This window comes from Bradyrhizobium sp. USDA 223 (assembly GCF_044909005.1).
GTDB lineage: Bacteria > Pseudomonadota > Alphaproteobacteria > Rhizobiales > Xanthobacteraceae > Bradyrhizobium > Bradyrhizobium yuanmingense.
Map to the genome: position 1 here is coordinate 5,784,982 of NZ_JBIYDR010000001.1, position 16,415 is coordinate 5,801,396.

The 16,415-nt window shown below is 63.8% G+C and carries 17 protein-coding genes and 1 tRNA gene; 2 read left to right on the top strand and 16 right to left on the bottom strand.

The window, feature by feature from the left end; translation table 11 throughout:
* Window positions 1–46 precede the first annotated feature (46 nt).
* The 9 genes from ABIA40_RS26920 to ABIA40_RS26960 all read right to left on the bottom strand — a co-directional run bounded on the left by ABIA40_RS26920 (window position 47) and on the right by ABIA40_RS26960 (window position 10,055).
* Window positions 47–1,321 (bottom strand): flavin monoamine oxidase family protein, encoded by a 1,275-nt coding sequence (locus ABIA40_RS26920; RefSeq protein WP_404544122.1) that lies wholly within the window; start codon window positions 1,319–1,321, stop codon window positions 47–49.
* A gap of 9 nt (window positions 1,322–1,330) precedes the next feature.
* On the bottom strand, window positions 1,331–2,038 hold the full coding sequence (locus ABIA40_RS26925; RefSeq protein WP_404544123.1) for a RibD family protein: 708 nt from the start codon (window positions 2,036–2,038) through the stop codon (window positions 1,331–1,333).
* A gap of 19 nt (window positions 2,039–2,057) precedes the next feature.
* Window positions 2,058–2,720 (bottom strand): FABP family protein, encoded by a 663-nt coding sequence (locus ABIA40_RS26930; protein ID WP_404544126.1) that lies wholly within the window; start codon window positions 2,718–2,720, stop codon window positions 2,058–2,060.
* Between the two features lie 187 nt (window positions 2,721–2,907).
* A complete protein-coding gene (locus tag ABIA40_RS26935; protein ID WP_025032359.1) occupies window positions 2,908–3,156 on the bottom strand; it encodes a hypothetical protein in 249 nt (82 codons plus the stop codon).
* Between the two features lie 184 nt (window positions 3,157–3,340).
* Window positions 3,341–5,908 (bottom strand): EAL domain-containing protein, encoded by a 2,568-nt coding sequence (locus ABIA40_RS26940; RefSeq protein ID WP_404544127.1) that lies wholly within the window; start codon window positions 5,906–5,908, stop codon window positions 3,341–3,343.
* A 252-nt stretch (window positions 5,909–6,160) separates the two neighbouring features.
* Entirely contained in the window at window positions 6,161–7,057 is an 897-nt protein-coding gene (locus ABIA40_RS26945) for a DUF2182 domain-containing protein (RefSeq protein WP_404544129.1), read from the bottom strand.
* A 48-nt stretch (window positions 7,058–7,105) separates the two neighbouring features.
* Window positions 7,106–7,738 (bottom strand): DUF1326 domain-containing protein, encoded by a 633-nt coding sequence (locus tag ABIA40_RS26950; protein ID WP_271539203.1) that lies wholly within the window; start codon window positions 7,736–7,738, stop codon window positions 7,106–7,108.
* A gap of 268 nt (window positions 7,739–8,006) precedes the next feature.
* A complete protein-coding gene (locus ABIA40_RS26955) occupies window positions 8,007–8,180 on the bottom strand; it encodes a sigma factor-like helix-turn-helix DNA-binding protein (protein WP_333919203.1) in 174 nt (57 codons plus the stop codon).
* A gap of 345 nt (window positions 8,181–8,525) precedes the next feature.
* Window positions 8,526–10,055 carry an OpgC domain-containing protein gene (locus ABIA40_RS26960; RefSeq protein WP_404544131.1) on the bottom strand — a complete coding sequence of 510 codons (1,530 nt, stop codon included), beginning with the start codon at window positions 10,053–10,055 and terminating at the stop codon, window positions 8,526–8,528.
* 765 nt (window positions 10,056–10,820) lie between these two features.
* Here ABIA40_RS26960 and ABIA40_RS26965 point away from each other — a divergent pair.
* Entirely contained in the window at window positions 10,821–11,372 is a 552-nt protein-coding gene (locus ABIA40_RS26965) for a hypothetical protein (RefSeq protein ID WP_271539205.1), read from the top strand.
* Window positions 11,373–11,710: 338 nt separating this feature from the next.
* The gene (locus tag ABIA40_RS26970; protein ID WP_271539207.1) at window positions 11,711–11,872 is read left to right on the top strand and encodes a hypothetical protein; all 162 of its coding nucleotides are present in this window, start codon (window positions 11,711–11,713) and stop codon (window positions 11,870–11,872) included.
* 25 nt (window positions 11,873–11,897) lie between these two features.
* Here ABIA40_RS26970 and ABIA40_RS26975 read toward each other — a convergent pair.
* From ABIA40_RS26975 to ABIA40_RS27005, 7 genes are all read right to left on the bottom strand, one after another.
* A tRNA-Phe gene (locus ABIA40_RS26975) sits at window positions 11,898–11,973 on the bottom strand.
* Between the two features lie 186 nt (window positions 11,974–12,159).
* Window positions 12,160–12,342: a DNA gyrase inhibitor YacG gene (gene yacG / locus ABIA40_RS26980; protein WP_036027000.1), complete on the bottom strand. Its 183-nt coding sequence runs from the start codon at window positions 12,340–12,342 to the stop codon at window positions 12,160–12,162.
* A gap of 167 nt (window positions 12,343–12,509) precedes the next feature.
* The gene (locus ABIA40_RS26985) at window positions 12,510–13,139 is read right to left on the bottom strand and encodes a Maf-like protein (RefSeq protein ID WP_271539242.1); all 630 of its coding nucleotides are present in this window, start codon (window positions 13,137–13,139) and stop codon (window positions 12,510–12,512) included.
* 278 nt (window positions 13,140–13,417) lie between these two features.
* On the bottom strand, window positions 13,418–13,885 hold the full coding sequence (locus tag ABIA40_RS26990; RefSeq protein ID WP_404544135.1) for a low molecular weight phosphatase family protein: 468 nt from the start codon (window positions 13,883–13,885) through the stop codon (window positions 13,418–13,420).
* Window positions 13,886–13,956: 71 nt separating this feature from the next.
* Window positions 13,957–14,454: a UPF0262 family protein gene (locus ABIA40_RS26995; RefSeq protein WP_157283264.1), complete on the bottom strand. Its 498-nt coding sequence runs from the start codon at window positions 14,452–14,454 to the stop codon at window positions 13,957–13,959.
* Complete coding sequence (gene hisD / locus ABIA40_RS27000) at window positions 14,451–15,746, bottom strand: histidinol dehydrogenase (RefSeq protein ID WP_404544137.1); 1,296 nt, start codon at window positions 15,744–15,746, stop codon at window positions 14,451–14,453. Before hisD ends, ABIA40_RS26995 begins: the two co-directional genes overlap by 4 nt.
* Before the next feature lie 139 nt (window positions 15,747–15,885).
* A complete protein-coding gene (locus ABIA40_RS27005; RefSeq protein WP_404544139.1) occupies window positions 15,886–16,329 on the bottom strand; it encodes a DUF2948 family protein in 444 nt (147 codons plus the stop codon).
* Window positions 16,330–16,415: the final 86 nt, after the last annotated feature.

Consider the following 16,415-nt stretch of genomic DNA (forward strand, 5'->3'; position numbering starts at 1 on the left):
GGAGAGACACGCGACGAGAGGCCCGCATCAGATGCGGGCCTCTTTTTTAGTGTCCGCGCAGGATCGTGAGCGCCGTCTCCAGGCCAGTCGCCAGTGCCGCCTCGACCGTTCCCATGTCGCGGCCGCGATAGAGCGCTTCACCGGAAAACAGCACCAAGCCGTCGCCGCGCGCGAGGATCGCCTGTGCCGCTCGGGTGCGCGGCGTCGCCCACGAATAGGCGCCGCGCGCGAACGGATCATGCGCCCAGTTGGTCGCGGCGGACGCCACCAGCTCGCGCGCGATGTGATCGCGCGGCAGGCCGAAGATTGCGGCGAGCGAGCCGAGCCCGGCATCGATCAATGCTCGCGCGTCGAGGCTTACCAGCTCCGCCGTGCGGGGGCCGCCGAACCAGCCCGTCAGCACGGGATGCTGGTCCGGATAGCGCGTCCACCAGACCGGGATCGCCTCATCCGACAGCAGGAAGGTCATGTCGGCGAGGTCTTCCTTGCGCTCGCGCCACCATGGCCGCGCGAAGCGCAGCAGGATCTTGATGACGTTGCCGAAGCCGATGTCGACGACAGCAGCCAGCTTGGCACGCGCGCCTGCCGGCAGCGCGATCTCGCGCAGCAGCGGCAGCGGCACGGTGAGGATCACGCGGTCGCAGGCGTGCACGTCGCCGCCGGCGCAGCGAACGATCACCGCGCCGCCCTCCTCCGCAATCGCCGACACGACGCTGCCGAGGCGGATGGTGACGCCGTGCCTGCGGCAGTCGGCCGCCATCGCCTCGATCATCGCGCCATAGCCGCCTTCGATGCGCGCCTGCGGAGCGTGCCCCCCGTCCATCCATTCCGCGCGCAGCGCCAGCGTGGAGGCGCGTTCGGGATCGGCCGCGTCATAGCCTTCGACCATCCGCTCGATCGAATGGCGCAGCGGCGCGTAGTCGTCGCCTGCAAAATGCCGGCGCAGGAAGTCGGCGACCGTGAGATCGTCCTTCAAGTCCGCCAGCTTGGCCTGAAGCTCCGCTTCATGGGTATCGTCACGCGCCTCGCGCGTGAGCTTCGTCCCGTCAAAGCTCCACTGCTCGCCTTCGATCTCCTGAAGCGAGAGGCCGGCCTCGCGCAGCAATGCGCGCGTGACCGGCGCCTCGCCATGGACGAACTCGGCGCCGCCGTCGGCGGCATAGCCGAACTGCGAGGCCGGCAGCGGATGAATGCGGCCGCCGCAGCGCTGGCGCGCCTCCAGGATCGTCACCTTGCGGCCGGCACGCGCCAGCTCGCGCGCCGCCATCAGGCCGGCGGCGCCGGCGCCGACGATGACGATGTGCTCGGACGGATCGGACATGGCCGCGCCTTACCGGCTCACGGCTTGCGGATCGTTCTGGATCAGATAGCGCAGCAGCAGGACGCCGCCGCCGAGCTCGCGCGTGCTCTCCAGGGTCATCGCGGCGATCGGCGCGCGCCGGTCGCTGTCCGCCTCGGTCGAATCGAACACGAAGGGAGCGCCCTTCGCGCCGTCGATCGCAGGGCTGAGGATCAGGTTGAATTCGTCGATGAGGCCGGCGCGCAGGAACGCGCCGTTGGCAACGCCGCCGCCCTCGACCAGCAGGCGCTTCACGCCGAGCTCGCGGCTGAGAATGTCCAGCGTCAGTGCGAGGTCGATCTCGGATTTGCCGGCAAAGATGTAGGACACGCCCTCGCCGCGCAGACCGGCGAGATGCGAATCCGGGACGTTCTCGGTCAGCACGACGACGATCGGATCGCCGCCGATCTCCGCGCGCCCCCAGCCGATCTTGCCCTCAGCATCGAGCACGACGCCGTAGGTCTTCGCATCGCGCCGGGCGAACCAGTTTTCGCGCGGAAATTTCGCGTCTGTCGGGGGATAGGGCCTGCCCTTGGCGAACTCCGAACCCGTGACGCGGCCGATCACCCAGGCATCGCCGCCGAGCTCATCGTGGATCTTCTCGAACCAGTCCGTGCCCGCGCCTTTCGGACGCCAGCGGCTGGGATGCGTGCGGCCGTCGAGGCTGGAGTGCATCAGGCAGATGACGTGGGGCTTCATGCAATCCTCCGGGCAGCACTCAGGCCGCGGGTCCACCGCGCGCGGCACGATCGTTCACGATCGCCGCCAGCGGATTGAGCTTGGGCGGCGCGATGAGCTGGAGCGTGTTGGTGTCGTGGTGATTGAACGGCGCGCCGCGCACGAACAACTCGGTCTGGATCAGATAGGTCCAGCTGCCGTCGTCGTTGAAGGTGATGTCGCAGCGATAAGCGTCGGTGCGAAAGGCCTGCTCCAGAAAATCGGTCGAGCAGATCCCGTAGGCGGTGTCGCCGCGCTTGGCAGTGACCGAGATCGTCTTGTCGTCAGGCCCGGCCTTGCCCGAGGCCAGCAGCACCTGCCCGCGCGGGATCGCCAGGGTCTGCATGATCAGCCCGGTCGCCGGCTCCCACAGCCAGTAGCCGACCTGGTCGTGGAAGGTGATGTCCTCCTCGGGCGTGTTGATGTGGATGTGGTAGCGCAGCCCGTACAGCAGCTGCGGCCCGTTGGCCTGCGGATCGATCGGATCCATGCGAATGTGCTCGATGAAGGTCCGCCGCTCCGGCCCTTCCGCCTTCGGATTGATGTCGATGCCCTTGTCCGCCTGCCAGGTGCCGGCAAGACGCCGAATCGGGCCGAGATTGGCCAGGCCGTCGGGCGAGACGTCCTCGGGTTCGGTGAAGATATCGGCAGGAATGGGAAGCATGGCGGCCTCGCGGGGGTGCAGAGACCAGCCATAACACGGGCAGGCGGCAGCCTGAATTCAACTGTTAGCGGCACAGCGCCGGAGGCATTCGAGCCATGCGAGGATGCGCGTTGCATCCTGCGCCGGCCTCTGGCGCTGCAGCCGGCCGTTGACGAAGACGTCGAGGCTGGCGCGCCCCGCGACCGCTTCAAGCCGCTTCCGACACCGATCTCGCACGCTGCTCGAGCACGCCGATCGTCGCGACCAGATTGTCGCGTCGGGCGCGAAGGTTGGCCGCGAGAAGCGGATAGGTCGGCTGAACCGGGTCGAACACCCCGGCGCGTGCCTCTTCCTCGAGAATGTCGGTATTAATCAGCCGAACGCGCCACCATAAATCGGCGATCAACGCGTCGAGCCGGAGTTCGTCAGCAGCACCAGAACGGGACACTTCCTGCATCACTTGCCTCAACCTGAAACGGCCTCTCCGCCGAGGCCCGGGCTTGGGTCAGGACTGAGCAAGGGGAGTGCCAGGACGGGCGGGCGCGCGGGCGCAGGCTTCCGAACCGACAATTGAGGAACGCTCTTCGGCCCAAGGGGCTCTAGTGGCGGGGTATGATGACAAACGCCCGAGGGCATTCAGCTCACGCCACCCGCCGTTTCCGGCGCGCCGTGGGGGCTTGCCAGGAGAGGCTTGCAAGTGGCACGGGCTTGCTGAAGTGAAATCCCTGGCCGAGCGGGATGCCGAGTGATTGGAGCCGTCTGACCTGTTCGGAGGACTCGACCCCCTCGGCGACGATCGACAGCTTCAGCGTCTTTGCCAGCTGCACGATGGATTTCAGCACGGCGACGGTCTCGCAGCGATCGATCCTGTCGATGAAGGATTTGTCGATCTTGACCTTGTCGAAAGGAAAAGCCGTCAAATAGGACAACGACGAGTATCCGACACCGAAATCGTCGAGGGCAATGGAGACGCCGAGCGCCTTGAGGCGCTGGAGCGTCCTGAGGTTCTCCTCGGTGTCGGCGAGAAATACGCTCTCGGTGATCTCGAGCTCGAGCCGGGTCTGCGGAAGCCCGCTCTGCGTCAACGCAAAGGTCACGGTGTCGACGAGATTGGCGCTGGCAAATTGCAGGGCGGAGAGATTGACAGCGACCTTGATGTCGCCCGGCATGCTCATCGCATCGCGGCAGGCCCTGGCGAGCACCTGGTGGCCGAGCTCGACGATCAGTCCCCCCGCCTCGGCAACCGCAATGAACTCCGCCGGAGGGACGTAGCCCCTGGTGCCGTGATGCCAGCGCGCCAGGGCCTCGACCGACTTTACCCGACCGGTGCCGAGCTCGATCACAGGCTGATAAAACAGCTCTATCTCCTCGCGCCAGATCGCTTCACGCAGCTCGATCTCGAGCACGTTGCGCTGATCCGCTTCCGCCTTGAGCTCCGCTGAATAGACGTGGAAGCAGTTTCTGCCGGCATTCTTCGACCTGTAGAGCGCAAGATCGGCGTTGCGAAGGATCTCGTCGACCCGCGTGCCGTGCTCGGGCACGAGCGCAAGGCCAATGCTACAGCCGCTCACGACGGGGTGGCCATCGATGTGAAAGGGTTCGGCAATGGCCTGGACCAGCCGCGCGGCCAGGCTTTCAGCGCCCTCGCGCATCCCGGCCCCGCCGGGTGCCACGATGACGGCAAATTCGTCGCCGCCGATTCGCGCCGCCGTATCGGCATCACGGATCTGCGCCTTGATCCGGTCGGCAACCTGCTTCAGCAACGCGTCGCCGCATTGATGGCCGAGCGCATCATTGACCGACTTGAACTTGTCGAGATCGAGCAGGAGTACGGCGCACGCGGGCTCCAGCCGGCGCGGACGGGCCAGCGCCTCGTCGATGCGCTCCTTGAACAGGTTGCGATTGGCAAGGCCGGTGAGGCTGTCGTAATGCGCGAGCCGCTCGATGCGGTCCGCCGACGCCTTGCGCTCGGTGATGTCCTCATGCGTGGCAACCCAGCCGCCGTCCTCGCGCCGGCCGTAGGAGATGTAGACGACCCGGCCGTCCGGAAACTGCACCGTGTTCGAGATCTGCTCCGACTGGGCGAGCCGGTTCTTCAAATCGACGAGATACGCCTCGACGTCGAGCACGGCGGTCTGCTTCGCGAACACCTCCCGGAAATCCATACCGATCCGAATGTCTTCCGGTACGAGGCCATAGAGTTCGAGCCATTGCCCGTTGAACGCGATCAGGCGGTCACGGCCGTCGAACATGCTCAAGCCCTGGGGAAGGTTCCTGAGCGCATCCTCGAACTTGCTGGCGAAATCGCGCCGATCGCGGTGGGCGCGATCCAGCGCCTGCTGCCGCCGCCAATGAAATGTGGTCGCGGCGAGGATGATGAACGTGAGCAGCAGCGCGCCGCCGAGGTAAACTTTCTGCCTGAAGGCGGAGCGGGAATAGATCTCCTGCTCCGAAATGCCGACGGTGAATATGAGCGGAAACGCGCGCGACCTGCGCGCCGTGATCAGCCGGTCGCTGCGGTTCGGCCGGTTCTCGTTCCAATATTGCGCATGGAAGCCGTCGCCCAGTTCGCGCTCGACGCGGCTAGGCGCGCTTTGTCCCAGCACGGAGCCCTGGTCCACGCCCCGGGCGGCGAGCACGACGTGGTTCGCATTCCTGAGCATCAGCGTTCCTCCGACGCCGAGCTTTGCGGTGTCGTAGAACCTGCCGACGACGTCGACGCTGATCGAGCCGACGACCACGCCGACCGCATTGCCGGTCACATCGAACAGCTTTCTCGCGATCTGTATCGTCCACTTTTTGGACGCGCGGCCCAGCACCGGCTTCGCCACGTAAAGGCGGTCGTCGACCTGAGACAGGGTATGGATGAAGTGCTCGCGATCACCGAGATAGAGCGGCGGACCGGAATAGCCCGCCGTCGTCTCGATCATGTACCCGTCCGATCCGATCAGAGCGAACTGGACCACGTCGCCGGTGGCGATGCGTGCCTTGTCGGACCAGAACTTCAGGCTGAAGGACGACGGATCCTCGGCGTAGAGGGCCCGTACCACCAGCAACGACTGATCCACGCGCTCGAAGATGCGCTCGGTGTTCTCCTCGAACAATTCGGCCACGCTGTTGCCGTGCGACCGCGCTTGCTCGATCGCATCCATCCGCTCAGACGCGGTGATTGCGAAATAGCCGATCCAGACCAGGGGCAGAAAGAACAATGCGATCTGCAGCGGGCCATTCCGCAGGATCGCTCTTCCGGCTTGGCGGACTGCCCCTGCGGCCATCACGACGCGCCCCCCCCGCTCCGGCCGCCACGGCAGAACTGCGCTCGCCCGCGGTATTGGCATCGCCTTGTCTCCGCCTCGACTGCACAGGGACACAAGCGGCCGAAAGCGGCGCGCGAGTGCTGTTCGTGGCGGCGAAGATAGGCGGAACAGCCTTAAGTTTTTGTTGGGAAAAAGCTCAATTCTTCAGATTCCAGCATCCGTATCATCCCGGAGGCCGGCTGGCTTTGAGCAATCACGCGCATGGACGTGCCGAAAACGGCGCATTTTAACCGTCTTTGGACCGCTTTTCACATCGCGCGCGCAAGGACGATCGTGCCGGACAGGATGAGGAGCGCGCCTGCCGCATAACTCAGTCGTTGGCCGAACGGCAGCAGCTTTCTCGGCGGCGACATAGAGCGCGATGCCGATGATCCAGGCCAGGTTCATCACGCCGCCGACGAACAGCAATACCATTAGAAACCAGCAGCAGCCGACGCAGTAGCTGCCGTGGCGAAGTCCCATCCGGAATGCGCCGCGCGTGCCGGGCCGCCAATGTCGGCTGAGAAACAACAGAGGGCTGTCGCAATAGCGCAGGCAGGCCTGTTTGAGCGGCGTGAACTGATAAAGCCCTGCTGCAATCAGAACGCCGCCGCCCAGAATGGCGCTGGTGCTTGCCATCGCCATCGAAAGCAACCCGAAGCGTTCGAACGCTCCTTGCACCAGGACTGCCACGAGACTGAACCCGGCCCACGTCACGAGATAGCCGGCGAGAAAGATCCAGCTATCGATTGCGGCGCGAGAAGCAGCCTCCTGCTTGCGCTTCACGGTCGCATACAAGAGAACGGTGGGCACCGCGCTCGGCGCCATCATCGCGACCATCATCACCCACCACATCACGAACAGCAGCGCGCCATAGAATGGCGTCCACGGCATCGGCGCCATGTCCGGCATGTCGGCCATCATCTCCGTGTCCATGCCGGCGCCCGCAGCGAGATAGGCCCAGGCGAGCGCCACCACTGCGGCGGTCCCGATCGCGACGATCAGCCGGTCGCGGTGGAGCAAGTGTTCCAGTATCGAGCGCCCCTCCATCGACTTGTCCATGGCGATCAGGAGCTGACACCGAGCTCTCGTGTCGGTGTCAGCGCCGCATCATGCCGCAACGCCCTTGGGCGTCTGCACGACGTTGGCGAGCGAGCTGTGCGTACCGCGGGTCTCGAACGGGATCGCGCCGGTCGAGCGGATGTCGGCGGATGCGATCTCGGCCGCCCGATGTTCGAACCCCTCGGGCATCACCACCTGGATGCGGTGAGGATCACCGGTCACCGGATTCTTGATCGGCTCGACATCGGTCTCGAGCACGCCCCTGGCGACGAGTCTTGCGACGCGCCCGTCTTTGTCGAAGGAGAACTCGAACGGCGCAAACACGGGATCATGGATCTTGGTGACGATCATGCTGACGATCTGGAACAGCGTGCCTTCGGCCGAATGCTTGCCGGAGAAGATATCGAACAACGCCTGTCGCTGCTCCGCCGTGGCGCGTTCGTCGATGATGGGCTGGATTGTCCCGTTGCCCTCATGCAGCGGCCCGGGGAAATCGACCGTGATCGCAAAGCAGAGACCATCGAGCCTGGTCCCTTCGAAATGTCCCTTGGCGATCCGCATGGCGACCAATCCCTTGCAATAGCCTTGGGTCGGCGGTGCATTGAAATCGCAGGGGCAGCCAAACGCGCAGGTGCAGTTCTTCATCCATTCGCCTTCGAGACGCCAGTCCGATGCAGTCATGGCACATCTCCCAATATGAGCGGGGACGCGGCAGCCGTTGACGAACTTGTTCAGCGTTGTTGTCGAAGCAATGCGAAAAGGCGCGAGCGGGATCGAGTTCGATCAGAAGGCCGGCATCGCAGAAAAAGTTTGGTGGCGAGCTGCCGTTTACCGTCCGAGGATCATATCAGCGGCCGCCGGGCTCGTATAGTGACCAATATTGCCCGGTATCTTGGGAGGCGGGAGGAGGCCGGCGTCAGATTTCCGCCTCGGGCGCCGGAACTCGGAGCTAGGAATTGTCCTCATGCATATCAGCGATCGACTTCTGACGGGCGCGTGACAGCCTGGACATCACGGTGCCGATCGTGATCCCCGTAATCTCGGCGATTTCGCGATGTTCGAGGCCCTGGATATCACGCAGCACGAGCACTTCGCGAAAAGCCATTGGTAAGGCGGCGACCAAGGCTTCCAGTTTCGCCGCGTCGGCGGCAGTAATGAGTGTCGAATGAAGTCAGCCAGGCGTTCCGCGACTTTGTGCCGGAACCTCGGGACAACGGTCGTTTTGCACTTGTCATGAAGGACCGGTGATGTCGGAAAGCGAGCGGGGTTCTCAAACATGGCAAGGGAGCGACGGAGTGCGGTCGCCTTCCGGACCATTGCGATGCAGCCCGTCTGACAGCTCGACCAAACCGATCCGTATCATCTCTGCCCGCGGTTCGGCAGGCACCGGTGCACCAGAGCAATTCCGCTTTGCATCTCGTGCGGCATCAGCCGTTTGGGTATGCATCCTCTGCGATGAAATCGGATGTCAGGAAGACGGTTGTCGCTGCCTTGGTTTGGTCTTGATCGAGCTGAGCATCGTTGCGGCCGCGATCAGCACCAGGATGCCGAAGAAACTGAGTGCGATCTGCATTGCAATCTCATCTGAGATGTTGACCAGCGCAATGTGGCTGGCAAGCGCCAGCAGAACGCCGAGGCAATAAATTGCCAGGGAGTTCTCGCCGCAGCGGATCGCCCCGCGCATCAGCGGCGTCGACAGCCCTTGCCAATTGCGAGGCACGAGCCATACGGCCAAAATCGCAAGGGCAATAAAATGCAGCAATCGCAAAGGATCGAGGTCCGATTTGCCTGCGAGGTCAGGCAACTTCGTCAGGATCTGTGGGTCAAGTCCCTCGGCTGGTCTAGCGCTCCAACCCAATGCGATGGTCAGGCTGAAAGCCAGATAGAGAACGGCAGGTCCAAGCGCCGTGCGTGAGCTCATCCGCGACCAGAACCTCTTGCCCTCCATGACACACCACGCACCAAGCACAACCAGCAACTGCCAAGCAAGCGGATTGAAGAACCAATCGTTGTTCGGCCACGCCGGAACGGTCCAGCCGAAAAGATGCACCGACGCGTAAAGCAACAGCGAGGCGCCGAGCGCCATGTTCGGCACTCGGAGCATCAGCCACAGCAGTGGCGCGAACAAAAGATGGAAAACCACGAAGAGGGGCAAGACGTCGGTGTTAACGGGTCGGTATTGCAGTATCGCTGCATGCGCAAGCGTCGCTCCCGGATGGTCCAAGAAAATGCGCGTGTTGGTTTCGTCGGCAAGCCCGCCGCTGCCTGCGAGGTAGACCACGATGACGCAAGCAAGCGTGAGCAGCAGAAATGCGGCGTAAATGTCCCAGCTTCGCCACAGAGTACGGCTGAGCACGCCGGGCCAGCCGCCGCGCGCATGCGCCTTGCCGTAGGCCAGCGCGCAGGTCACACCCGAAAGGAACATGAACACTTCCGCACTATCGCTAAAGCCGTAATTCCGCAGCGTCACCCAGCTTCCGATGTTGTCGGGAATGTGGTTCAAGAAAATGCACCAAAGCGCGATACCGCGGCACGCATCGATGCGCAGGTCGCGGCCGGGCCCGTTCAGCTCCGGCAGCGCGCTCGTCCCTGATTTCGTGGGCGTCGCGAGCAACCTGGGTGCGAGGTGCAGAAGCCGACCGAAGAATCCCTTGTCATTGGATTCAATCTCCGCCGACGTTCGGTGAAAACCAGTGTTCGGCGAGGTCCTACCGCGATGCTTGTCAAGATCGATAGGAGCCTCACGCATAGGCTCCCGGGCATTGGAAAGATCAAGCGAACTGATCGTCACCATCTCGACGGAAGAATCGCGGGGCGGCACTGCAGGCACCATGATTTTGGTGGCGACGGGCTGAAAGGAAGGAGCTGACAAGCCTTCCATCGACTCTTCGTCGGTAACCACTTCATATGAGCCCGCCGGTAGGCGTCGTTCAACGCTTGCGATCCGGAATGGGTGCTTGAACACCACCGTTTCGCTCCGTGATCGGGTCATCACCATGATCATTCTCGCAGATTGATCCCGGAGTTCCGCCATATCGCGCAGCGGGCGATGCCGCCGGGGGCAAACGCCATTCAGCTCGGGCGAATGTGTGCCGATTGAAACTCAATTGGTCTCCACGCTCGGTGGAAAGCGCTGAAGCTAGCTTTCTTTGAGCTTCATCCCGCTGGGTACAGCTTCGCCCTGGCGCGACAATCGAACACGACGAAACGATGCGCTCTTTATTTCCGAATAGCTATCAATTTCTAATTATTCGAGTCATCCGCCGACTCAGCCGCGACTGGCAGCCCCACTTACTGTTCTCAATCGGCTCTCGCCTTCGACGTGCATGAATTGTCGGCTCATGCTGAACGTGCCGACCCTTGCATGATGTAGCGCTCGACAGTTCGGTCGGCACGAACGCGGAGTAAAGTGTCGATCCGAAGTTTCAACGGACATCGCTCGGGAGAAGTTGGCGTAGATTTCGTTCTGCCAGTTTGAATACCGCCTCGTTGGGTCCCGCGATGAGTTGCCCCGAGGCGAAAGTATTCATGGGTTTGGGAACGGATACGGCGTTAGTCTGTTGCTTGTAGATCGGATTGTTTTGTCCGAGAGCTGCCTCAAGAACGGCCACACACCGAAGTCGCCGCGTCCATGAAATGGCAGCCCGGTGCCGTAGGTAGGCGCACACGTCATCCTGCAAATTGATATTCGAATGTCATCACGATGCGCTCAGGCAGTGCCTGCGTGGCTTGCGACCAATTAAATGGCCGAATTGAGGATACCATGAAAATGAGCATTGCAGCTGCTCTAGGCGCTTTGTCGGCTGGAGAGAAAAAGTTGGCGAAGTACGCTCGAGCCTCCACTACCACGTGGCTCGGTCGCTCCGTTCTCATCAAAGTGGCGCACGTCCTTGAAAGATCCGGACTTGCCATGGTTGGAGGCGCCGGCGGCCTGTACGTCGCCCTAGGACTGATGCGTATGGAAAGCGATTTATTCCGAAACGAAGAAATCGCCTTGCTGATGATGCTTTACGGGGCGTTTGGCTTCTATCTAGGCATCGATCTGCCGAGCCGTCTTGTGCAGACGGTACAAGTCAGACGACCGGGAGAATGGAGCTTCGAAACCGATGCGGCGGCGATGGCCAGCGCGGCCGGAACCTTCTTTGCGGCGATTGGGGTGTTTCTGTCCGTTGGCATCATTGTGTTTGACCACACCATGCGGAATGAATTCAGCGTTCTGGTGGGATGCTCTTGGGCGATTGGCACCCTGTTTCAAATTGCCGCCGGCGCCATAAGCCGCAGCAAAGTCATTAGTGAGGCCCAGGATGTGGGGTAAAGATAAATCAATGTCCCTTTGGACGCCCGAGAAGCTAGGCGAAAAAGCCAAGGCAGACGCTGAGAACGACAACTACAATCCACCACATTCATGGTGGCCTGGCCGATACAGCGTTGGTACCGAAGCCCGCGACACGTACGACAGAGCTTTCAATCTTCATCACAGCGCCAAGGACGAGCGCTAGGCTGTCCCAATCGCCTTGTGGCGAGATGGTCAATCTGCACAGATTCGGGCCGCTATAGGTGCGTGTCACCGCGAGGCCCTAGGCATTTATCGGCGATGAGAACGTCATCAGTCGCTCTCGTCTGCCTGCTTGTCCTATAAAACGGGAGATGGTGATGCAAGACGGGGCCGGAGAGGCTGAGCTGACCATCGTGGAGCGCTATAAGCGCGACGCGCTTGAGGACATGAACATTCCCGACATCCTCGATGTGCTTAAAGAAATCGAGGACGAGATCAGACGACGGGGCGCCCCCGAGGGAGCGACCGATCGAGAATAGAACAGTCAGCCTCTTAAAAGAACCGTGGTGCCCAGGGGCGGAATCGAACCACCGACACTGCGATTTTCAGTCGCATGCTCTACCAACTGAGCTACCTGGGCGTGCTCCAAGAGAGGGGCCAAAGCCCATCGAGCGGGCGGTTTATAGTGGGCTCGAGGCGGCCTGTCCACCCGGCTTCACCAAGTGGCTGCGCCGGGCGCGGCCCCTCTGTGCACAAGCTGGGACGGGGTTGCTGTTGCGGCCGCCTGCCGCCTCAGAGGCTCTCTTAATCTATTGAGATAGCTCGATTATTCGACGTCGTCGGTTTCGTCGTCACGGCCGGGGATGACGTAGGAGCCCTTCAGCCAGCGGTTCAGATCGACGTCGCGACAGCGCGAGGAGCAGAACGGACGGGTGGCCTGCGTCTGCGGCTTGCCGCAGATCGGGCAGGTTTTGAGCGGGCCGGTGGGCTTGTTGACCTGGTCGTCCATGGAATGTCGGCAGTTTACACGGGGTGACGGGGTTCAAGAGCCTGCCCCGAAACGGGTTCCTGGCGCAGCCGCGCATGCGCCGCTGGGCGGATCCGGCGGGGCCATTCTACTGTGCATGGGGTTGTTTTCGAGGTTTTTGTCGGCGCGGCCCTTGGACTCAATTGGGCTCACACGGTGGCGGTATTGAGCCAGCCGAAGCGGATCGGAAAGCCCTCGCCGCCGAGCAGCGTCGTGGTCTCGTAGAGCGGCAGGCCGACGACGTTGGTGTAGGACCCGACCATCTTGACCACGAATGATCCGGCGATGCCCTGCACGGCGTAGCCGCCGGCTTTGCCGCGCCATTCGCCGGAGCCGATATAGGCCTGGATGTCGTCCTCGGAGAGGCGCTTGAAGCGCACGCGCGTCTCGACCAGACGCTGGCGGAAGGCCTCGCGCGGCGTGACCAAGCAGATCGCGGTGTAGACGCGGTGGTTGCGGCCTGACAGCAGCCGCAGGCACTGCGCGGCTTCGTCCACGAGGTTCGCCTTCGGCAGGATGCGGCGGCCGACCGCCACCACCGTGTCCGCGGCGAGGACGAAGGCGCCGCGCAGCTCGTCGTCGAGCTGCACCGACTTCAGCGCAGCGTCGGCCTTGGCCCTGGCCAGCCGGTTGGCGCAGGCGCGCGGCAGCTCGCCCCGCTTCGGCGTCTCGTCGACGTCGGCCGGCCGGAGCGCATCCGGCTCGATGCCGGCCTGGTTGAGCAGCGACAGCCGACGCGGCGAACCGGAGGCAAGTACGAATTTTGGGCGGCCGAGCATCAGGTGATTTGGGGGATGAGGCAGGGGTGAATTGCGCGCGGAACCTATCGGAAGGGGGCTGATTTCACAACCCGGGAACCGGAGTTTGGTGATTCGAGGTATCGCCACGGCTGTGCCTGCTCTCTGTGACGCGGGTGTTACGGAGGGTCTCGTGTCCCGGACGCGGCGCGGCATGAAATGCTGCGACGCTGAGCCGGGACCCACGCCCGTGCGATGAGATGGGCCCCGGCTCTGCAGCGCATCGCGAAGACGCGCTGCACTGCGTCCGGGGCACGAGATCACCCGCTCGCCGCGCCGACCTTGGCGAAGCGCCGCCGGATGCGCATCAGGAGCTGATCGCAGACCTCGCGATAGGCAGCGAGCTTCTGGTCGCGGCTGCCTTCGATGGTGGTGGGATCCTGCGTCGGCCAGTATTCGACCTCGGCCGCGAGCGTTCGCGTCAGCTCCAGCGCCTTGTGATGCGCCTCGGGCGAGAGCGTGATGATGAGGTCGAAATTCAGTCCCTCCCAATCCTCCAGCTCCTCGAAGGTCTGCGGCTTGTGGCCGGAGATGTCCTGGCCGAGCTCGCTCATCACGGCGACGGCGAAGGGATCGAGCTCGCCCTTCCTGGTGCCGGCCGACTTCACGTAGAGACCTTGCGGAAACATGTGCTGCAACAGGCTCGCGGCCATCGGCGAGCGCACGCTGTTCATCGCACAGGCGAACAGCACCGACTGAGGATCGCGTGCGCGTGGCGGATCCGCCATCGCGCTCAGCCTCTTTTGATAGAGGGCATGGCCTTGTCGGAAAACCGCTGCACACTTTTCCGGGCCATGCCCTAACCCTTCCAGTGCAGGACAGTGATGAGCGTGAACAGCCGGCGCGAGGTCTCGAAGTCGACCCGCACCTTGCCTTTCAGCCGCTCCTGCAGCGTGCGCGATCCCTCGTCATGGATGCCGCGGCGGCCCATGTCGATGGCCTCGATCTTGTCGGGGGTCGCGGTGCGGATCGCCTGGTAATAGCTGTCGCAGATCATGAAATAGTCCTTCACGATCCGCCGGAACGGCGTCAGCGAGAGCAGATGCGCGACGACAGGCGTGCCGTCCTCGCGGCGGATGTCGAACATCAGCCGGTTGCCGGTGATGCCGATATGCAGCGTGAACGGACCTTTCCCCTCCGCACCCTCGGGCGCAAACAGGTTCTGCTCGATCAGATCGTAGATTGCGATCGCCCGCTCGTGCTCGATGTCGGGCCCGGAACGGCCGATCGATTCCTCGTCGAGCGTGACGCCGACGATGCGGTTGGTCGAGTCGTCCTGTGCGGGCGGCTTTGTCATGACAGGTTGAGGCGCAATCCAATCGAGCGGGAATGGGCATCCAGCCCCTCCGCCTTGCCGAGCGTCATCGCGGCGGGGCCCAGCGCACGCAATTGGTCGGGCCCGCATTTCAGGATCGAGGTGCGCTTCATGAAGTCGTGCACCGAGAGCCCGGAGGAAAACCGCGCCGAGCGCGCCGTCGGCAGCACGTGGTTGGAGCCGCCGACATAATCGCCGATCGCCTCGGGCGTGTGCGGTCCGAGGAACACCGCGCCGGCATTGCGGATCTTCGCCGCGAGCGCGTCGGGATCGACGGTCATGATCTCGAGATGTTCGGCCGCGATGGCGTCCGCGAGCGGGATGGCCTCGCCCAGGTTCTTCACCATGATGACGGCGCCGAAATCGGCCCAGGACGCGCTGGCGATCGCGGCGCGCGGCAGCGTCTTCAGCTGCGCCTCGACCGCCTTTTCGACGTCGGCAGCGAGGCGCGCGGAGTCCGTGATCAGGATCGACTGCGCGCTGGAATCGTGCTCGGCCTGCGCCAAGAGGTCAGCGGCGATCCAGTCGGCATTGCCGGTGTCGTCGGCAATGATGAGCACCTCCGAGGGGCCGGCGATCATGTCGATGCCGACCTTGCCGAACACTAGCCGCTTTGCCGCGGCGACATAGGCATTGCCCGGGCCGACGATCTTGGCGACAGGCGCGATGGTCGCGGTGCCATGCGCGAGCGCGGCGACGGCCTGCGCACCGCCGACACGATAGATCTCGGTGACGCCGCCGAGATGGGCGGCCGCCAGGACCAGCGGATTGAGCTTGCCGTCCGGTGAGGGCACCACCATCACGAGGCGCGACACGCCGGCGACTTTCGCCGGCACCGCGTTCATCAGCACCGAGGACGGATAGGCAGCCGTGCCGCCGGGGACGTAGAGGCCGGCGGATTCGATTGCGGTGTAGCGCCACCCGAGCTCGACGCCGAGCGGATCGGTGAAGCGCTCGTCGTTCGGCAGCTGGCGGCGGTGATAGGTCTCGATACGGTCGCGCGCGAGCTTGAGTGCATCCAGCGTCGCGGGCTCGCAGGCCTTCACGGCGGCCTCGATCTCGGCGGCGGAGACGCGCAAGGAGGATGCGTCCAGCTTCAGGCGGTCGAACTTGGCCGTCGCCTCGAGCAGGGCGGCATCGCCACGCTTGGCCACGTCGTCGACGATCGCGCGCGCGGCGGCCTCGACGTCGGCCGACGCCTCGCGCTTGGCGGCGAGGAAGGCGGCGAATCGCTGATCGAAATCGGCGCTGCTGCGGTCGAGGCGAACGGGCATGTTTCGCTTGGCTTTCGGCTGGTCTTGAGGGGCGGATCGGCGCACCAGGTCCCCTGCTCAATGGCGCGGCGGGAAAGCTGCGTCAACCCTCGGCAGATGCCATCCCCGCCAGGGCCCATTCGGCTGGTATACGGCCTCTTCACTCCTCCCCCTGGACTCCCGTGCCCAGCGTGTCGGCCCCGAGGTCGGTCAGCTCGCATTCCAGACACTCGACGTCCAGGCGGATGGCGCCGCCCTGGGCGAACAAAAGCAGGGCGCTGCCGCCGGGCTCCTCGGCTCGGCCGTCCTGGGGGTGAAATTCAATGCCGACGAGATCCAGGATCTTGTCCGGTGCGGCGAGGTCAATGTTGCGCGACTTGCAGGCGAGCACACGGTCGAAACGGAGCGCTGCGACCAGCCGGCGCGGCTCGGTCTCGCCCTCCAAGGTCTGCTCCCAGTCCAGCCGGCTCATTCCGACCACAAGGCGCTTCTCGCCCTGCCGCCAGATGATATCGGCAGCCTGGACGCGGGCGTCCTGGACATGGGTCGAGATCACGGCGAGGTCGTCGGCGTCGAGCGCGATCAGTTTGAGCTGGGGCGACATCGCCGCGCCTCTCCTTGAGTGGATGGGGCTCAACGCGCACGAGCCCCGAAATTTCCGCACAAGTTAAGCCCTGGCCCGGCTCGCCG

What these genes read in the sequence shown, in the direction of transcription:
- ABIA40_RS26920 (WP_404544122.1), bottom strand. Translation starts at nt 1,321, where the DNA reads ATGTCCGATCCGTCCGAGCACATCGTCATCGTCGGCGCCGGCGCCGCC.
- ABIA40_RS26925 (WP_404544123.1), bottom strand. Translation starts at nt 2,038, where the DNA reads ATGAAGCCCCACGTCATCTGCCTGATGCACTCCAGCCTCGACGGCCGC.
- ABIA40_RS26930 (WP_404544126.1), bottom strand. Translation starts at nt 2,720, where the DNA reads ATGCTTCCCATTCCTGCCGATATCTTCACCGAACCCGAGGACGTCTCG.
- ABIA40_RS26935 (WP_025032359.1), bottom strand. Translation starts at nt 3,156, where the DNA reads ATGCAGGAAGTGTCCCGTTCTGGTGCTGCTGACGAACTCCGGCTCGAC.
- ABIA40_RS26945 (WP_404544129.1), bottom strand. Translation starts at nt 7,057, where the DNA reads ATGGACAAGTCGATGGAGGGGCGCTCGATACTGGAACACTTGCTCCAC.
- ABIA40_RS26950 (WP_271539203.1), bottom strand. Translation starts at nt 7,738, where the DNA reads ATGACTGCATCGGACTGGCGTCTCGAAGGCGAATGGATGAAGAACTGC.
- ABIA40_RS26960 (WP_404544131.1), bottom strand. Translation starts at nt 10,055, where the DNA reads ATGGTGATGACCCGATCACGGAGCGAAACGGTGGTGTTCAAGCACCCA.
- ABIA40_RS26965 (WP_271539205.1), top strand. Translation starts at nt 10,821, where the DNA reads ATGAAAATGAGCATTGCAGCTGCTCTAGGCGCTTTGTCGGCTGGAGAG.
- ABIA40_RS26970 (WP_271539207.1), top strand. Translation starts at nt 11,711, where the DNA reads ATGCAAGACGGGGCCGGAGAGGCTGAGCTGACCATCGTGGAGCGCTAT.
- yacG (WP_036027000.1), bottom strand. Translation starts at nt 12,342, where the DNA reads ATGGACGACCAGGTCAACAAGCCCACCGGCCCGCTCAAAACCTGCCCG.
- ABIA40_RS26985 (WP_271539242.1), bottom strand. Translation starts at nt 13,139, where the DNA reads ATGCTCGGCCGCCCAAAATTCGTACTTGCCTCCGGTTCGCCGCGTCGG.
- ABIA40_RS26990 (WP_404544135.1), bottom strand. Translation starts at nt 13,885, where the DNA reads ATGGCGGATCCGCCACGCGCACGCGATCCTCAGTCGGTGCTGTTCGCC.
- ABIA40_RS26995 (WP_157283264.1), bottom strand. Translation starts at nt 14,454, where the DNA reads ATGACAAAGCCGCCCGCACAGGACGACTCGACCAACCGCATCGTCGGC.
- hisD (WP_404544137.1), bottom strand. Translation starts at nt 15,746, where the DNA reads ATGCCCGTTCGCCTCGACCGCAGCAGCGCCGATTTCGATCAGCGATTC.
- ABIA40_RS27005 (WP_404544139.1), bottom strand. Translation starts at nt 16,329, where the DNA reads ATGTCGCCCCAGCTCAAACTGATCGCGCTCGACGCCGACGACCTCGCC.